The sequence below is a fragment of the Pseudomonas sp. NPDC089547 genome, from assembly GCF_050280665.1.
GTDB lineage: Bacteria > Pseudomonadota > Gammaproteobacteria > Pseudomonadales > Pseudomonadaceae > Aquipseudomonas.
In genome coordinates, this window is the sequence record NZ_JBNNVS010000068.1 from 1 (window position 1) to 16,905 (window position 16,905).

Genomic DNA, 16,905 nt, shown 5'->3' on the forward strand with positions numbered 1-16,905 from the left:
GATGATGATTGACTGAAGGATGTGCGTGGCTGTGGAGTTTTTGGGGCTGCTTTGCAGCCCATCGCGACGCAAGGCCGCTCCTACAGGGGATCGCGGTCCCTTGTAGGAGCGGCCTTGTGTCGCGAAAGGGGCGCAAAGCGCCCCCGGCAATCTCAAGCCTTGCTCAGGGCCTGGGCAGCCGCCAACACGGCATCCACATGCCCGGGCACCTTCACTGCACGCCATTCCTGACGCAGCACACCGTCCTTGTCGATCAGGAAGGTGCTGCGGTCAACGCCCATGTATTCCTTGCCGTACAGCTTCTTAAGCTTGATGACGTCGAACAGCTGGCACAGGGCCTCGTCCTTGTCGCTGATCAGCTCGAACGGGAAGCCTTGCTTGGCCTTGAAGTTCTCGTGCGACTTGATGCCGTCACGCGATACGCCGAACACCACGGTGTTGGCGGCGGCAAAGGCGTCATGCTGGTCACGGAAGCCCTGGCCCTCGGTGGTGCAGCCCGGGGTGCTGTCCTTCGGGTAGAAGTACACCACCACCTGCTGGCCCTTGAGCTCGGCCAGGCTGACGGTTTGCCCGCTGGTGGCCTGGGCCTGGAAGTCGGCGACGGGTTGGTCGAGTGCTACAGCCATGGTGGTTTCCTTACATGGGGTTCTGTGGGCGCCAAGGCTCGATCAGCGCGTCCAGGTTCAGGGCATCGGCAAAGTCCAGGAACTGGTCTCGCAACCAGCTGATCTGGGTGCCGGCCGGCAGGATCACGGTGAACTGGGCGTTGAGCATGCTGCTGCCGGTCTGCGGGGCCAGGTAGGTGTCGCAGGTCATGGCTTCCAGCTCGACGCGGTGGTCGAGGAAGAACTGGCACAGCTCGTTGATGATGTCCGGGCGGTAGGCGGCGCTGACGTAGGCCACATACGGCAGGGCTTGCGGGCGTACTTCCTGGTCGGCGCTGCGCACCACGTCCAGGGTCAGGCCGTGCTTTTTGCCCAGGCCCGGCAAGGTGGACTCAAGGCGTGCAAGGGCGTCCCAGCTGCCGCCCACCTGCAGCACCAGGGCGCTGGTCTCGCCGTGGCGGCTCAGGCGCGAGGTGACCACCGCGCAGCGGTTCTCGAAGGCAGCGCGGCTGAGGACGTTGGCCAGTTCCATGGGGTTTGGGCCCAGGGCACTGATGACAAGGAATTGTTCGCGGACGGTGGGGGTGGACATGCAGCATTCCTAAAGCGATGAGCGGTCGGTACAGGACGGGCGAAAGCCTCCTGTCGGCAGGGCCCGGGGCTCGCATGCGAGGTCGTGGACGCTGGCGGGGAGCAAGGTCGACGGCCCGGCGGGCCGCGCTGCACCGATCAAAGCATCAAGGGTAGCGAAATAAGGCGCCGAGGGGAATGCTCCGCCCGCCTGCTTCGCTTGTGCAAGGCCGATGCCCCCAGTACCATTACGGCTCTCTTTTTCCGGCAGGAGCAGTTACATGATTGCGGGCAGTATGGTGGCATTGGTCACACCCATGGATGCACAAGGGCGTGTGGACTGGGGCAGCCTCGACAAACTTGTAGACTTCCACCTGGAAAACGGCACCCATGCGATCGTCGCTGTCGGCACCACCGGTGAGTCCGCCACGCTGGATGTCGAAGAACACATCCTGGTCATCAAGCACGTGGTCGAGCGCGTCAAGCGCAGCAGCCGCCGTGTTCCGGTCATCGCCGGTACCGGTGCCAACGCCACTGCCGAAGCCGTGCACCTGACCCAGAACGCCAAGAGCGCCGGTGCCGACGCCTGCCTGCTGGTGGTGCCGTACTACAACAAGCCGACGCAAGAAGGCCTGTACCAGCACTTCAAGCACATTGCCGAAGCCGTCGACATTCCGCAGATCCTCTATAACGTACCCGGCCGCACCTCCTGCGACATGCAGGCCGAGACCGTGATCCGCCTGTCGACCGTGCCTAACATCATCGGCATCAAGGAAGCCACCGGCGACCTGGTCCGTGCCAAGGCCATCCTCGATGGCGTCAGCAGCGACTTCATCGTCCTGTCCGGCGATGACCCGACTGCCGTCGAGCTGATCCTGATGGGCGGCAAGGGCAACATCTCTGTTACTGCCAACGTCGCCCCGCGCGAAATGGCCGATCTGTGCGAGGCCGCCCTTGAGGGCAATGCCGAGAAGGCCCGCGCAATCAACGAAAAACTCATGCCGCTGCACAAAGACCTGTTCTGCGAAGCCAACCCGATCCCGGTGAAATGGGCGCTCGTCGAAATGGGCCTGATGCAAAAGGGTATTCGCCTGCCACTGACCTGGCTGAGCGAAGGCTGTCACGAAAAAGTCCGTACTGCCTTGCGCCAGTCCGGCGTACTGGTTTAAGAGGAAGTACTCCGCATGAAGCGACTGGCTGGTCTTTCCGCCCTTGCCCTGATTATCTCCAGCACCAGTGGGTGTGGCTGGCTGTGGGGCGAAGATGGCTATTTCCGCGACCGCGGCAGCGACTACCTGCAGGCGCACCCGACCGCGCCGATGCAGCTGCCGCCGGACGCCAGCAACGTCAAGCGCCTTGATCCGCTGCTGCCAATCCCACGTAACGTCGCCGACGATCACGTCGCAGGCGAGTTCGAAGTGCCGCGCCCGCAACCGCTCACTGGCGGTGCTGCCCAGGTAACCGACTACAGCCTGCAGCGTAGCGGCAGCAGCCGTTGGGTGCTGGCCCAGCATTCGCCGGCCGAAGTGTGGCCAGTGGCCCGTCAGTTCTTCGAAGACAACGGCTTCCGCATTGCTGAAGAGCGCCCGCAGACCGGTGAATTCAACACCACCTGGCAGCGCTTCGACGAGCTGTCGGCATCGCTCGGTCAGCGCCTGGCCAGCACTGCCAGCAGCGGTGACAGCGAAGTGCGCGTACGTGTGCGCATGGAACCTGGCGTGCAGCGCAACACTTCCGAGGTGTATGTGGTCAGCGTCGAGCGCCCGGCCGGCAGCACTGCCGAGCCTGGTTTCCCGTCCACGTCCAGCAACACCGGCGCCGATGCCCTGCTGGTTGACGAAATGCTTGCCAGCATGAACCGCAGCGCCGAGAAGGGCGGTTCGGTGTCGCTGCTGGCCGCACGTGATTTCGACGCACCAAGCCGCGTCAGCCTGAGCGAAGACGGTAGCGGCAACCCTGTGCTGTACCTGGGTGCCGACCTGGACCGCGCCTGGTCTGGTGTGGGCCGTGCCCTGGAGCAGGGTGGCGAGTGGCGCGTCGAGGACATCAACCGCAGCCTGGGTCTGTACTACATCAACCTGTCTGAAAAACCTGACGACAAGCAGAACCAGCCTGGCTTCTTCAGCCGCATGTTCGGCAGCGAGCCAAGCAAGGAAGAGCGTGAAGCCCGTGCCGAGCGCTATCAGGTTCGCCTGAGCAAGGTGGGCGAGAGCGTGCAGGTCACGGTCGAGAAAAACATCAACACCGTGGCTCCGGCCGATGTCGCCCGCCGCGTGCTGAGCGCCATTCAGGACCACTTGGGCTAAGTGCGCTTCGCGGTACTCGGAAGCGGCAGCCAAGGGAACGGCACGCTGATCGCCAGTGGTGACACGTTCATCCTGGTCGATTGCGGGTTTTCCCTGCGCGAAACCGAGCGGCGCCTGGCGCTGCTCGGTGTGTCGGCAGCCCAGCTCAGTGCGGTACTGGTGACCCACGAACATGCCGACCACGTGCATGGGGTGGGCTTGCTGTCACGGCGCTACAATGTACCGGTCTACCTCAGCCAAGGGACTTTGCGCGGCATGCGCAAGCCGGTGGAGGTGGCCGGTTTTCTCGCTTGTGGCGAAAGCCTGCGCATCGGCAGCCTGGAAGTGACCGCAGCGCGGGTCGAGCACGACGCCTACGAGCCGTTGCAATACGTGATCAGCGATGGCCAGCGGCGCTTTGGCATGTTGACCGACCTGGGTTCGTACGACGCGCTGTTGCTGGAGCGTTACCAGGGCCTGGATGCACTGTTGATCGAGGCCAACCACTGCCGCGACCTGCTGGCACGCGGTCACTACCCGGCCTTTTTGAAGCAGCGGGTGGGTGGCATGCAAGGGCATTTGAACAATCACCAGGCTGCGCGCCTGGTACACGAGTTGGGCTGGAACAACCTGCAGCACCTGGTGCTGGCCCACCTCAGCAGCAAGAACAACCTGCCACACTTGGCCCGCCAGTGCTTCGTCGACACCCTTGGGTGCGACCCGGACTGGCTCCAGGTGGCGAATCAGGAACACGGGCTCGACTGGCGCGAAATCGCCTAGCCCAACACCTCAAGCAAGCGGAGCCCAATCATGGAAAAACGCGACGAACTCTACCGCGGCAAGGCCAAATCGGTTTACAAGACCGACGACGCCGACCGCTTGATCCTGCTGTTCCGTAACGACACCTCGGCGTTCGACGGCAAGCGCATCGAACAACTCGACCGCAAAGGCATGGTGAACAACAAGTTCAACGCCTTCATCATGCAGAAACTGGAAGAAGCCGGCGTGCCGACCCAGTTCGACAAGCTGCTGGGCGACAACGAGTGCCTGGTGAAGAAGCTGGACATGATCCCGGTCGAATGCGTAGTGCGTAATTACGCTGCCGGCAGCCTGGTCAAGCGCCTGGGCGTGGAGGAGGGCATCAAGCTGGAGCCGTCCACCTTCGAACTGTTCCTGAAGAACGACGAGAAGGGTGACCCCTTCATCAACGAATCCCACGTTGTTGCGTTCGGCTGGGGCACCGCCGAGCAGCTGGTCGAAATGAAAAAGCTGTCGCTGAAAGTCAACGAAGTGCTGAGCAAGCTGTTCGATGACGCCGGCCTGCTGCTGGTCGACTTCAAGCTGGAGTTCGGCGTATTCCACGGCCAGATCGTGCTGGGCGACGAGTTCAGCCCGGACGGCTGCCGCCTGTGGGACAAAGAAACCCGCAAGAAGATGGACAAGGACCGCTTCCGCCAGGGCCTGGGCGACGTGATCGAAGCCTACGAAGAAGTTGCCAAGCGCCTGGGCGTACCGCTGTAAGCGGCGCGTTCACGCAAGCGCCTGATACCACGCGATTTTTTTGAAAAAAAGATTTGCGTTTTACAAAAACGCTGGTAAGATGCGCGGCATTGGAGAGATGCCGGAGTGGTCGAACGGGACGGATTCGAAATCCGTTGTACTGGCAACAGTACCTAGGGTTCAAATCCCTATCTCTCCGCCATACAAGATCAAGCCCCTGGAAACGAAAGTTTCCAGGGGCTTTTTCGTTGTGGGCGCTAAGTGACTTACAACGAACAGGGCAGTTGCGCGGTTGTCATATCAAGAAACCGGGAGCTTCTCGAGCGGTTTGACTGTGAGTTCTACACCTAAGGCAATCATCAGTTTCTGAATAGTAGTGAAGCGGGTCTTGTCACCGCCCTTCAACGTTTTATAAAGAGACTCGCGATTGACGCCTGCGTCTTGCGCAAACTGGTTCACCCCTTTGGCTTTTGCCACTTCGCCCAAAGCATGCATCAGAGTCTGGGCGTCGTTTGCCTTCATCGCCTCTGCCAGAAATGCCGCGATGGTTTCCGGGCTGTCAAGAAACCGGGACGCTTCGAAGCGTGTTGTTTTGCTCAAGTCCAGGTCGAGGATTGGCATGTCTTCCGGCGTGAGTTTTTTGCTCATCGTTGTTTACCTCGTAACGCATCTAAAATTTCCTTTGCTCGCTTGATGGCTCTGCGTTGATCCGTTTTATCGCTACCGTAGAGCATCAGGTAGCGGATTGAGCCCGTACGAACGAAGTAGATCCGGTATCCGGGGCCGACGAACACGCGCATCTCACTCACGCCGTCGCCAACAGATTCGATATCCCCGAAGCTGCCGTTTTCTGCTCGGGCAATCCTCAAGGAGACAGCACCTCTGCCTATTGGATCTTTTAGGCCATCTAGCCAATCGTCAAATTCAGTCGTTGTGTCGATCTGATTCGGCATGCATTGAATGTAGCCTACTGGCTACTCCTTGTCGATGAGTAAACGGCCGAGAGGCCTGCTGCTCTGTAACCGGAGTGGGTTGCCCATTACGTAACGGGTGCATACGCCTGCAGCGATGTTCGGCTCCCATCGTCGGCTCTTGAATGGCTACGACGTGATGAGGCTAGGGCGCGAGCTCAGCGCTGGCAACGGATAGAGCGGGTTTGCCGGAAGTTTGGGAAATGGGCTACATGGCGGTGGAGAATGTCGTACTCCAACTGCCAACTTGAAGGCTCGGTCAGGCGAATCAGTGAAGCCCCGGGATACTTTACGTTTCCAGGGGCTGTTCCTCGCACCCTATTTTTTCATCATCCCCAACTCAGCATCATCCAGTAGCGCCTTGGCCATCGCACTCAGGTAGTGCGAAGCCCAGATCAGTTTCTGGTCGCCATCCATCAGGCCGGTGATGATCAGGTCGCGCACGTAGCCCATCAGCTCCGAGGCCTGCTCGCGGGCGTCCTGACAGGGGATGCCGGCTTCGATGCGGAACAGCGGGTGGGTGTTGTTTTCGCCTTGGTAGAAGCAGGTCTTGCCGACGGTGGTGGGTTCTCTGGTGTTGTTGGTGGGCATTGTTTTTATCTCCCTGGACGCTTGGTTGTCTGGGCTGGCCTCTTCGCGGGCTTGCCCGCTCCCACAGGTACGGTGCAGTGCTTGAAGGTTATGGAGTCCCTGTGGGAGCGGGCGCGCCCGCGAAGAGGCCGGGCCTGCTAATGCAAGGTGTAAGGCTCTGCAGGTAAATGCGGCCGCATCTGTAATTGCATCAAGGCCGACTCGACCAGACTCTGTACCGCCTCCATTTCATGGATCACGGCCTGCATCACGATCGAGCTGTGGGCAGTGGGCTTGAGTTGCACCGACTGGCGGGCCACGGACAGGGCGCAGAGTACGTACTCTGAGGACTGGACGAGGGTGTCTTGCAGTACTTGGGTTGAATCGAGGGAGTGGGGTGGATCGGGGACCATCTTGCGCATAAGTAACTCCAGAGTCAGTCGGGCTGCTACGGACTTGCTGTCAAACAAGAGGGGTGGCAGCGGTACGCGGGTTGACAGACCGAGGACTCCGGAGACTCGGCGCACACAAGGTGCCCCACGTACTGCCGCCATAACGGATGTACGTGCACGGAGAGTTGTCGGCCTGTCAAAGCCGGTCGTTGGATGGCAACGACAAGCCGAGACTAGAGCGCGACACAATACGTCGCAAGCGTTTGAGCGGTTTGGCAGTATGTTTGGGAAACGGCCTACAAGGAAGGGGACATTTCCGAGCTTTTTGTTGTAGGGCGGGGCCTTATCGCGAAAACCGGCAGATTTCGAGGGCATTTGACCCTGTGCGTTTAGTAACCGCTTCGCCTTGGACCGGCGGCGCAAAACGGTTGACGGATGCACCGGCATTCCCCAAAATTGCTCGCGAGGGCTCAATAAGAGCAGGGCTGATCCGGTTCATGGCGATATAGGCGGGTTAGTGTGGATTGTGCGAGTCGCCACTCGTACGGTAGCGGTAACCGGCAACAGTGGTTAGCTTCCGACCCCTTCCAGGTGTGTTTCTGGACGTGCTAAGCAAGCGCTTCGACTACCAGCCCTCATGATTTCCCGAAAGGCACCTATGGTGCCTTTTTTGCTTTCAGCGTACCGACCCTCGTGGCGTCGCGACCGCGATGCACTTTGTAGGCAGTGACTACCGAGTAATGATTGACGCCGCAATTATCGACTTGCGGCGATAGCACTGCACATCCCCTGGAACCACGCACTATCGCTAGCCGGTACCCATCTCTTGTTTGGTGAAATTCGCACAGGACCTGAGCGCCTGGGCTGATGATGGCAGCTACGAATGCAGGTACGTCCTCAATACGTTTGCAGCCCCATTTGGGTAGTTCGTGGGCATGTCCCGTCCATATGTGGTTTACACCAAATCCGCTGCTGTAACCAAAATGCTTACCCACTCGCAGGTAGATTTCGCCGCCGGGCAAGGACAGGTTACGACTGCTGTAGGGTTCTATTTGCCCGTAGCTAAGCGCCCCTGTGCTCGGGTGCGGCACACATTGGTCTTTATCCAGACTTGCGTAGTCCAGGATGGAGACAGGGGTGGGCAATACTGACAAAAAATCCTGATCCTTAGCTGTGGAGGCCCTCACAGTCGGTCTTGATCTGGCTGATATCGACCGAGACTAAGGGGCGCTCCACTCGCCTGCAATGGCTTAGCAAGGCTGTGCGCTGGATTCAGAAAAGGACTACGACTAGGCCAATGCAGATTAGCTCTAAGCTCGGTGCATGAGCTCGGAGCAGATCGGTCCCTTCGCAACATTTTGTCTTGAACTGCCAATGGCACCTTGCGCTACAATGCGCTCCTCTAATACGCCACTCACGCCCAGGCCATACGCCGTAATGATTACGCGCGCTGGGCGATGAACTCTTCCTGACATGGATTCGTTGGATGCTTTGCGCCGTACTGGTCTCCCCCTGCGCCCCTCGCTGGACGGCTGAATTGCCGTCTGCGGCCAGTGCTGCACCCTCTCTGAAAACCCCGCACAACGTCGAATGCTGCCGCCAACCCTTGGCTGCGGTACGCGGCTGTGCGCCCCACCGAAAATGGAGTGCTCCACTTGCGTAAGAAATTCGTCGCGTCCCTTCTGGCGGTCGCCATCGCCTCTACCACGGCCTGTGCACAGCTCGGGATCAGCAAAGAGCAAGCGGGCACCGTAATCGGTGGCCTGGCCGGTGTGGCCATCGGCTCGACCATGGGCAGTGGCAACGGCAAGATCGCCGCGGCCCTGATTGCAGGTGGCATCGGTGCCTACGTGGGCAACCGCATCGGCCACATGCTGGACGAGAAGGACCAGCAAGCCCTGGCGCTGCGCACCCAGGAAGTGTTGAGCCAGCAGACCACCGCCAGCGCCCAGCCGGTGACCTGGACATCCGACCACTCGGGCGCCACCGCGCAGATCGTGCCGGGCAAGGAATACACCCAGACCAAGAAGGTCGAGGTGAAGCGTGCACCGAAGATCCAGGCGGTGCCGTCGATGAAGCTGCTCAACGAACCGTACGTGACCATCAGCGACAACCTGAACGTGCGCGCCGCACCCAACCAGAACGGTGAAAAGGTCGGCAGCCTGAAAAACCACACAGAGTTCACAGCCGTTGGCTCCAGCGGTGACTGGATCCTGGTCGGTCGCAAGGGTGTAACCGTTGGCTATGTGCACAAGAACTACGTCGAACCCAAGGCGCAAGCCGTGGCCAAGCGCGTGACCCCGGCGGTGAACCTGGACGAGCTGGACGTTGCGGCCAGCAAGGAAACCCAGGGCTTCGACCTGGATTCGGTGCAGTCGCTGCCTACCGAAACGGTCGCTGCCGAAGCCGCCTGCCGCCCGGTCACGGTCAACCTGAAGTCGCAAAGCGGCAAGACCGAGCAAGAGCAGAACACCTTCTGCAAACAAGCCAACGGCACCTGGGAACTGATCTGAGGAACTCCATGAAAAAGCACGCGCTCGCGCTGGCCGTGATCGGCGCTTGTGGTCTGGTACCACAGGCGTTCGCCCACGAGCTGGCCTTTTCCAAGAAAGACAACATCAAGGTCGAAGTGCCTGGGGATGCCACCACCTGGTGCAAACCCCAGGTCGACCTGACCATCACCCGCCCGGCCTGGGATAACCAGGAGCTGCTGTCGGGCCTGCTGACCAAGCTGCCCTTCGTGTTCGCCAAGGACTGCTCGACGGCCAAGGTGAGCTGGAAGGCGGTCGATGCCAAGGGCAACCTGTACGCCAGCGGCTCGGGCAATGCCAGCAACCTGGGGCTGGTGACCCTGGCCGCTGCACCTGCCGCTGTCGCTGCTGCCCCTGCACCTGCTCCGGCTGCACCAGCAGCACAAGCAGCACCAGAGCCAGCGGAAGCCCCGGCGGCCGATGCTCCAGCCCCAGCGCCTGAGCCAGCTCCTGCGGTAGTTGAATCAGCACCCGCGAAAGTAGAAGCAGCTCCTGCTCCTGCTCCTGCTCCAGCGCCGGCCGTTGCCGCAGAGCCCGCACCAGCACAAGCACCAGCACCAGCAGCTGAAACCCCGGCCGCAGCACCTGTCGCTCCGCCCGTCGCGGCCCCTGCCGCCGCAGTAGCCGCAGCCCCCACCTCGGACTTCGGCCGTTCCGTGGTCCTGGAGAACCGCAACCTGATGCAGGTAACGGATGGTACCGGCTGCAAATGGGTACTCAGCCGCGAGATCATCAGCAACGGTGACACCCTGTCGTTCGGCACCACCCCGGCCATGCCGTGCCCGGCGTCCGGCTTTGGCGAAGGCAACTTCGAAAAAATCAGCTGGAAGGCCGTGGGTACCTACCGTGGCGATAACTGGAACCGCGTATACGTTCACCCGAGCGGCTTGATCTTCAACAAGGTCTTCGAGCCAGCGGTCAAGGACAAGGCCGTTTCCTACCTCACGGGCGAAGCTGACCAGGCCGCATTCCTGGTGGGTGAGATCCCCAGCCGGCAGATGAAGGTCTACCTCACCTTCACCCGTAGCAGCTACGGCGTGCGCCGTCCATTCGGCAGCGACCCTTACTACGTGGCGGTAACCCCGGACGAGTCGTTTGCCCTGGACGCGGCCAAGTACAAGGAAGCCGCGCTGGAAATCTTTGACCTGATCAAGACCACCTCGCCGACCACCACCGATGTGGCCAACCTGCTCATCGTCAAGGACATTGCGGCTATCACGAACAACATGTGGGGTAACGACGCGCAAAAGATCACCCGCAACCGCATCGGCATCAACCGCCAAGGCTTGTTCTTCGATGTGCGCGATGGCGCGAACTGGGCTGTTCAGCGCGAAGAGCAGCGCGTGCGCGAGGCGCGTCAGCGTCAACAGGAACTGGCCCGCGTCCACACCCGTGTGCTGGAGCGCTACCAGCAACTGCAAGACGGCATGAGCGAGTTCAAAGGGCGCGAAACCGAAGCCCTGGCACAAATGGCCGGCATCAAGGTGCGCTTCGCTTCGCCGCTGGAGCAGCAAAACCCGGCAACCTCGGCCCGCGTAGCGCCAATGATGGTGCATGTCACCGGCAAGCAGGGCGACTTCTACGCCATCGACTTCCCGAGCAAGGGCCGCCTGGTGGCAGACGAGGAATACAGCGAAGGCTGGTACGTGGCCCAAGTGGCCAACGCCACGCCGTACTACCCGCTGGACGATGGCCGCGCCGTGCCGACTTACCGGGCCTACACCGCGGGCGAGCCGCAGGCGTGCAAGCAGGACAAGTGTGCCGACCTCGTGTCGTTCGGCGCCGTGCTGGCCAAGGAGTTCCCTAACGCCGGTATCGATTTCAGCTGGACCCCCGAGGTCTCCCAAAAGTACGTGAACGACTGGAACAACGCTTCCGCCATGGTCCAGTGAGGCAAACACCATGATCAAACAGATGAACAAGAAGCAGCTGCTGATTGGCGGTGTGGCCGCAGCGGTGCTGGTGCTCGGCGGTGGTTACGCGATGGTTTCCAGCTCGGGCAAGAAGGCTGCGATGGCCTACTACGACGACTTCAAGGAGCGCTACTTCCTTGAGGACGTGCTATCTGAAGGGGATATTTCCTACTCGGCGTTCTCTGGCAACCTCACCGTCGCCGACCCTGAGATCCGCGTGGCGGCCGCGCAGACCAACGGTGCCCAGCAGTTCATGCGTGGCCTGACGGGCCTGATGGAGTCGGTTCGCGGTAGCTCGGCGGAAGAAGGCCTGGCCGGCTGGGCCAAGTACCAGCTCAACGCCAGCGGCAACGTTGCAGGCGTCTACCTGAAGGCCGATGCGCTGAAGCTGGCGCACGACGGCGACAGCAAGGACGGCACGATCCACATTCAGCTGCTTGGCATGCAAATGGGCAACCCTTTCGTTGCCAGCAAGGGCGCCGAAGTAGTACTGGTGTCTGATGTCAGCGACGAGATCCAGCCGCGTGCCGAACTGGCCGCCAATGGGCGTGCCACCCAGTCTGACTTTGACTGGGGTAGCAACATGGCAGTGCGTCAGCCGATGACCGGTGCATTCCTGGTCAGCAGCACCGGTGATTTCGGCACCACGGTCGACGTGGACTTCACCCTCAAGCGCTCCGGTGACGGCGAAGGCTCGATGGCATTCGTCGTGACCCACCGCAACGACGGCTCCAAGGTGGGTGAGATTGTGCGCAAGGCCGAGTTCCAGTCGTTGCCGGAGCTCGACGATGTCGAAACCCAGCTCAAGAGCGCGTTGAGCGCCATGCTGATCGGGGCCTACAGCTCGTACTCCGGCCAGGCGGTATTGGCCGAGGCGGTGAGTGGTTTTGCGCGCAAGGCCAAGGTGGAAAACTACAGCGTGAGCTACAGCGGCTTCAAACCGCTGAAAGAGGCTTACAGCGACTACCAGCAGAATGTGCCGAAGGCGAAGTTCGCTGCCTTCTGTGAGCAGGTCGGGCTGTCGACCTGGAGCAGTGATTTCGGTGCCAAGGGCAAGAACCACAGTGACTCGGAATGTGCCATCGGGCAGAAGCTGGTGGAAGATGGCAAGTTTGAAGAGCAGTACACCTTCAAGGAAGGCAAGAGCCTGTTTGCGGCGTTGTTCGTAAGCAAGGCGTACGAGCTGGAAACCAATTGACGGGTTGATGGCTGAAAAACAAAGCCCCCGGCAACGATGAGTTGCCGGGGGCTTTTTCAATTCTGCGAGTCAGCGTTTTCAGCGCATCGCTGCCAGCTTGATGCCGAACCCGACCAGGCAAGCCCCCGCCAGCCGCTCGAACATATTGGTAATGCGAGGGTTGGCGCGCATGCGTTCGGCCAGCCGGTGCGTCAGCACCACGGCAATCAACCCGTACAGGAACGTTATCACCGCCACCGTCGCAGCCATGAAGCCGAAAGTCACCAGCCCTTGGTGCTTCACCGGGTCGATGAACAGCGGGAAAAACGCCATGTAGAACATGATCGCCTTGGGGTTGAGCAGGGTGATCAGCATGGTCTGGCGCAGGTACTGGCCATTGTCCATGCGGCTGGCCCGCGGCGCGTCACCGGGTTTGCTCAGCAGCATGCGCAGGCCCAGGTAGGCCAGGTACGCGGCGCCGGCCCATTGCACGATGTGGAAGGCCGCAGGGTAGGTGGCGAGCAAGGTGGCGACGCCGGCTACCGCCAGCCACAGCAGTACCTGGTCACCCACGATCACCCCGAAGGTCGCGGCCAGCCCAGCCTTGATGCCGCCCTTGCCGGTAGCGGTGATCAACGCGAAATTGCCCGGGCCGGGGATGGCCAGAAGAATGATGAAGGCGATGACGAATGCGCCGTAGTCGGTGACACCGAGCATGGGGAACTCCTGTTGGGCAGTGCGAAGGCAGGTATCAAGACTATCTTGCTTTCGCTTGCCCGTCAGGTAGTGGGGCTGCACAGCAGCCCTGATTACCTGTTCAGCAGGTCATTCCTTGATCTCGCGGGTCAGCTTCGACGACCAGGGGCACCAATGGCCCCCCGGCAGGAAAGCACCACCGGCTTCGTCAAGGTGGTCTTCGACATATTGGGTAGTGGCATCGCAGACTTCGATTGCCACCTCGAAGAAATTGATGGTGTCTGGGTCCAGATAGAAACTCCAGCGCGGGTTGTAGGGCTGTTGGCGTTTGATCAGGCGACCATGCACATGGATTCTGCTCTGCTCTTCACCGGATAAAATCCGGCGGGCTTCTTCGATGCGCGCTTGATCGGTCAGTTTGAAGATGAACTCCGGGGCGTTATCGGCAGTGGTCAGTGCGAAATAGGCTTCCATGCTGCTGCTCCTTGATAATCAGTTGGGTGCCGAAGTGGCAGTTGCGCTTTCAATAATAGAAACCGGGCTGCACCGCGCAAACGCGTGATGCAGACAGCGTCACGTTTTGGCGGCGGCACCTGCTACGGTCTGTGAAACGTTTCACGCGCGCAGGAAGTTTCCTGCAACAGCAACTTGTTGTTGCACGACTGCAACGAACTTGTGCTACTCGCGACTTGGATCCAATACTCAGGTCCGGTATCATCCCGCCGCCATCAGACGATGGCCGAAGATGATTCATTTAAAGGACTTAGTAATGAAAAAGCTGTTCAAGGCCACCGTAGCCGTTGCTGTCGTTTCGGGTGTTGCCCTGCTGTCGGGTTGCACTGGCCAGGTTTACAACCAACCGAAAAACTGCTCGTACGACTACCTGTTCCACCCTTCGGTTTCCATCTCCAAGATCATCGGTGGCTGCGGCCCGATCGATAAACTGCCTCAGCAGCAGTAATCTTGGCGGTACCCTGATCGCGACGTTCGCGGCGTGATCCAAGGCCCCCGGTCATGTAGATGGCCGGGGGTTTTTGTTGATGGGCTACTTACCAGCGCAGCGACACCGTACCCAGCAGCGTGCGCTCTTCACCCCAGTAGCAACGCCCGGCGTTGTTGCAGCCTGCCACATACTCCTTGTCGAACAGGTTGCGGGCATTGACCTCGACCGACCAGTTTTCGTCGATTTCATAGCCGACCTTGGCATCCACCAGCGTCACATCACCGCTATCCAGCTTGCCGTACAGGCTGGCCGGGGTATAGGCGAAGGTGCTGTCGAAGTGACGCACGCCGCCACCGATCTGCAGGCCTTTGAGCAACCCGTCACGGAAGCGGTAGGTACTCCATACCGAGGCCTGGTTACGCGGCACGCCGGTCATCTGGTGGTCTTCAAGCAGCGACCCGGCAATATCCTTGGTGACGCGCGAATCGGTGTAGGTGTACGCGGCAGTCACGTTGAGGTTTTCGCTCAGGTCGCTGTTCAGCTCAAGCTCCACACCCTTGGCCCGGCTGGCACCGACCTGGCGGTAGTCGCCGCCCTCGAAAATCACGTCGTCCTTCTTGCGCAGGTCGTACACCGACGCGGTAAAGGCAGTGTTCCAGCCTTTGGGTTCGTACTTGATGCCCACTTCATACTGCTCGCTGGTGGTCGGGTCCAGTGGGCCGTTCTTGCTTTCGGTCTGCTGGGTCGGGGCAAACGCGGTGGAGTAGCTGAAGTACGGCGACAGGCCGTTTTCGAACTGGTACATCACCCCGGTCTGCCAGGTGAACTTGCTGTCCCAGCTGTCCATGTCGGCCTGCGCATTGAGGGTGCCGGCTTTGTTGCGGAACTGGCTGTTGACCCGGTCCAGGCGACCGCCCAGCAACAGTACCCAGTTGTCGACCTTGGTTTGTAGCTGGCTGTAGAGGCCATACATGGTCTGTTCGAGCAAGGCATTCTGGACGTGGAAGGGTGTAGTGGGCTTGCCGTTCCAGACCGGGTCGAACACGTTGATGGTACCGCCGTTGCCAGCATCCCAGTCCTGGTTGAACGAGGTGCGGTCCAGGCTCGCCCCCACCAGGAAGGTGTGGTCGAACGCGCCACTGGTGAAGTGGCCTTCGAACTGGTTGTCCAGTGAGTAGGCGATGGACTTGTTGTAGCGGTCGTAGGCCTGGTTGCTCAGGGTGGTACCGAAGCCGCCGTTGTTCAGGTTGCCCGGCCACATTTCCTGGCGGTCGATGCGCGATTGCATGTAGCGCGAGTTCTGGCGGAACTGCCAGGTGTCGTTGAACTGGTGGCTGAACTCGTAGCCCAGGCTCCAGGTTTCCCGCTCGAAGTTGTCCCAGTCCGGGTTGCCGGACAACTGGTCCTTGTCGATCTTGCCGTTGGGGTTGTGCAACAAGGTGCCGGCCGCAGGGAAGCCCAGTTCCATCAGGGTGCGGTCGCGCTGGTAGGTGGCCAGCACTGTCAGGCTGTTGAAGTCATCGAAGTTCAGGGTCAGCGAAGGCGCGATGTACAGGCGGTCATCGGGCTGGTGCTCGATCTGGGTATCGGACTTGCGGCCCATCATTACCAGGCGGCCAAGTACATTGCCTTCATCGTTCAGCGGGCCGGAAACGTCCACGCCAAGCTGGCGGCGGTTGTGCGAGCCGTAGCTCAGTTGCACTTCGCCGCGTGCCTCGGCGGTAGGCCGCTTGCTGACCAGGTTGACCACGCCACCGGGGGCGTTCTCGCCATACAGGATCGAGGTCGGCCCGCGGAATACTTCGACCCGCTCCAGGCCGTAGGGCTCGCTGCTGGTGTCGTAGCGGTTGCCCTGCACCCGCAGGCCATCGCGCAACAGGCCATAGCCGTAGTCGGTGGCGTTGAAGCCACGGATGAAGAACAGGTCACCTGCCTGGCCATCACCGCCGGCAAACGGCGGGGAGAAAATACCTGGCACATAGCCCAGCACCTCGGTGAGGGTTTGCGATTGCTGGTCATCCATGCGCTGGCGGGTTACCACCGAAACCGAGCGCGGGGTGTCGGCCAGGGCGCTGCTGGTCTTGCTCGCCGTGCTACTGGCAACGGCGCGGTAGCCGCTGTCGCCCTGGCCGTTGCTGGCGAGCAGGGCGGCGGCGTTGATCGAAGTGGCGTCCAGCTGCAACGCGGTGCCATCGGCCAGTGGCTGCAACACGTAGCCTGCGCTGCCTTGCGGTACCGCTTGCAGGCCGCTGCCCTGTAGCAGCCGCGCCAGGCCTTGGGCGACGCTGTAGCGGCCTTGCAGGCCCCGGCTGGTCTTGCCCGCGGCCAGTTCGTTGCTGCCGGCCAGGTAAATGCCGGCCTGGCTGCTGAACTGGTTGAGGGCGCTGGCGAGCGAGCCGGGTGCAATGTTGAAGGTCGTTTCGGCGGCCTGTTCGGCGTAGGCCGGGGTGGCCGGCAACATCAGCGGTGCGGCGGCACACAGCGAAAGGGGCGCGGCAAGCGCCAGGCGAAGCGCGGGTTGGAAGGGCGTCGGCATGCGGGTCTCTGGAGTCGAAAGGGTGAGTTGGGAGGGCTATGCCGGGTTAACCGAACGAGATTGGAAAAAGGGAACCGGATGGGCAGGTTTTTTTGCCTTGCACAACAATCAGGCTTGCGCTGGCCCTTGTAGGAGCGGCCTTGTGTCGCGATGGGCTGCGCAGCAGCCCCGGCAATTTGTGCCGCTGTGCTGAAACCCTGGGGCTGCTACGCAGCC

Annotated in this window: 17 protein-coding genes and 1 tRNA gene; 9 read left to right on the forward strand and 9 right to left on the reverse strand. The window is 61.0% G+C overall.

The genetic code is table 11. The features are described from left to right. Window positions 1-152 precede the first annotated feature (152 nt). Both ACQKPZ_RS26305 and ACQKPZ_RS26310 read right to left on the reverse strand, forming a co-directional pair. Window positions 153-626, reverse strand: a complete 474-nt coding sequence (locus tag ACQKPZ_RS26305) for a peroxiredoxin (RefSeq protein ID WP_427543865.1) — start codon at window positions 624-626, stop codon at window positions 153-155. Between the two features lie 10 nt (window positions 627-636). Continuing rightward, window positions 637-1,197 (reverse strand): glycine cleavage system protein R, encoded by a 561-nt coding sequence (locus ACQKPZ_RS26310; RefSeq protein WP_003254741.1) that lies wholly within the window; start codon window positions 1,195-1,197, stop codon window positions 637-639. Window positions 1,198-1,456: 259 nt separating this feature from the next. Here ACQKPZ_RS26310 and dapA point away from each other — a divergent pair, with 259 nt between their 5' ends. From dapA to ACQKPZ_RS26335, 5 genes are all read left to right on the forward strand, one after another. Beyond that, entirely contained in the window at window positions 1,457-2,344 is an 888-nt protein-coding gene (gene dapA / locus ACQKPZ_RS26315) for a 4-hydroxy-tetrahydrodipicolinate synthase (RefSeq protein WP_403199401.1), read from the forward strand. Window positions 2,345-2,359: 15 nt separating this feature from the next. Next, on the forward strand, window positions 2,360-3,481 hold the full coding sequence (bamC, locus tag ACQKPZ_RS26320) for an outer membrane protein assembly factor BamC (protein ID WP_391127007.1): 1,122 nt from the start codon (window positions 2,360-2,362) through the stop codon (window positions 3,479-3,481). Then, window positions 3,482-4,240: an MBL fold metallo-hydrolase gene (locus ACQKPZ_RS26325; RefSeq protein ID WP_427543868.1), complete on the forward strand. Its 759-nt coding sequence runs from the start codon at window positions 3,482-3,484 to the stop codon at window positions 4,238-4,240. Between the two features lie 30 nt (window positions 4,241-4,270). Beyond that, window positions 4,271-4,981 carry a phosphoribosylaminoimidazolesuccinocarboxamide synthase gene (gene purC, locus ACQKPZ_RS26330; RefSeq protein ID WP_011535129.1) on the forward strand — a complete coding sequence of 237 codons (711 nt, stop codon included), beginning with the start codon at window positions 4,271-4,273 and terminating at the stop codon, window positions 4,979-4,981. A gap of 91 nt (window positions 4,982-5,072) precedes the next feature. Next, a tRNA-Ser gene (locus ACQKPZ_RS26335) sits at window positions 5,073-5,162 on the forward strand. A gap of 98 nt (window positions 5,163-5,260) precedes the next feature. On the opposite strand, the gene ACQKPZ_RS26340 is transcribed toward ACQKPZ_RS26335, so the two are convergent. The 4 genes from ACQKPZ_RS26340 to ACQKPZ_RS26355 all read right to left on the reverse strand — a co-directional run bounded on the left by ACQKPZ_RS26340 (window position 5,261) and on the right by ACQKPZ_RS26355 (window position 6,923). Then, entirely contained in the window at window positions 5,261-5,608 is a 348-nt protein-coding gene (locus ACQKPZ_RS26340; RefSeq protein WP_427543871.1) for an addiction module antidote protein, read from the reverse strand. Next, the gene (locus ACQKPZ_RS26345; RefSeq protein WP_427543874.1) at window positions 5,605-5,913 is read right to left on the reverse strand and encodes a type II toxin-antitoxin system RelE/ParE family toxin; all 309 of its coding nucleotides are present in this window, start codon (window positions 5,911-5,913) and stop codon (window positions 5,605-5,607) included. The genes ACQKPZ_RS26340 and ACQKPZ_RS26345 overlap by 4 nt, the downstream gene beginning before the upstream one ends. 336 nt (window positions 5,914-6,249) lie before the next feature. Continuing rightward, window positions 6,250-6,522 carry a DUF3077 domain-containing protein gene (locus tag ACQKPZ_RS26350; protein WP_427543877.1) on the reverse strand — a complete coding sequence of 91 codons (273 nt, stop codon included), beginning with the start codon at window positions 6,520-6,522 and terminating at the stop codon, window positions 6,250-6,252. A 137-nt stretch (window positions 6,523-6,659) separates the two neighbouring features. Further along, window positions 6,660-6,923: a hypothetical protein gene (locus ACQKPZ_RS26355; protein ID WP_427543880.1), complete on the reverse strand. Its 264-nt coding sequence runs from the start codon at window positions 6,921-6,923 to the stop codon at window positions 6,660-6,662. A 1,625-nt stretch (window positions 6,924-8,548) separates the two neighbouring features. Between ACQKPZ_RS26355 and ACQKPZ_RS26360 the strand changes: the two genes are divergently transcribed. The 3 genes from ACQKPZ_RS26360 to ACQKPZ_RS26370 are packed head-to-tail and all read left to right on the forward strand — an operon-like array spanning window position 8,549 to window position 12,535. Next, entirely contained in the window at window positions 8,549-9,406 is an 858-nt protein-coding gene (locus ACQKPZ_RS26360; protein ID WP_427543883.1) for an SH3 domain-containing protein, read from the forward strand. 8 nt (window positions 9,407-9,414) lie between these two features. Next, the gene (locus tag ACQKPZ_RS26365; protein ID WP_427543886.1) at window positions 9,415-11,316 is read left to right on the forward strand and encodes a hypothetical protein; all 1,902 of its coding nucleotides are present in this window, start codon (window positions 9,415-9,417) and stop codon (window positions 11,314-11,316) included. Window positions 11,317-11,326: 10 nt separating this feature from the next. Beyond that, window positions 11,327-12,535 (forward strand): hypothetical protein, encoded by a 1,209-nt coding sequence (locus ACQKPZ_RS26370; RefSeq protein ID WP_391126964.1) that lies wholly within the window; start codon window positions 11,327-11,329, stop codon window positions 12,533-12,535. A 78-nt stretch (window positions 12,536-12,613) separates the two neighbouring features. Here the strand turns inward: ACQKPZ_RS26370 and ACQKPZ_RS26375 are convergent, their stop codons facing one another. Together ACQKPZ_RS26375 and ACQKPZ_RS26380 are read right to left on the reverse strand one after the other, a co-directional pair. Next, window positions 12,614-13,231 (reverse strand): LysE family transporter, encoded by a 618-nt coding sequence (locus ACQKPZ_RS26375; RefSeq protein ID WP_391126961.1) that lies wholly within the window; start codon window positions 13,229-13,231, stop codon window positions 12,614-12,616. A gap of 108 nt (window positions 13,232-13,339) precedes the next feature. Beyond that, window positions 13,340-13,684: a hypothetical protein gene (locus ACQKPZ_RS26380; protein WP_391126958.1), complete on the reverse strand. Its 345-nt coding sequence runs from the start codon at window positions 13,682-13,684 to the stop codon at window positions 13,340-13,342. A 295-nt stretch (window positions 13,685-13,979) separates the two neighbouring features. On the opposite strand from ACQKPZ_RS26380, the gene ACQKPZ_RS26385 reads away from it, so the two are divergent. Further along, the gene (locus ACQKPZ_RS26385; RefSeq protein ID WP_046616491.1) at window positions 13,980-14,171 is read left to right on the forward strand and encodes a YhfL family protein; all 192 of its coding nucleotides are present in this window, start codon (window positions 13,980-13,982) and stop codon (window positions 14,169-14,171) included. A gap of 88 nt (window positions 14,172-14,259) precedes the next feature. On the opposite strand, the gene ACQKPZ_RS26390 is transcribed toward ACQKPZ_RS26385, so the two are convergent. Then, a complete protein-coding gene (locus ACQKPZ_RS26390) occupies window positions 14,260-16,689 on the reverse strand; it encodes a TonB-dependent siderophore receptor (RefSeq protein ID WP_427543889.1) in 2,430 nt (809 codons plus the stop codon). Window positions 16,690-16,905 lie beyond the last annotated feature (216 nt).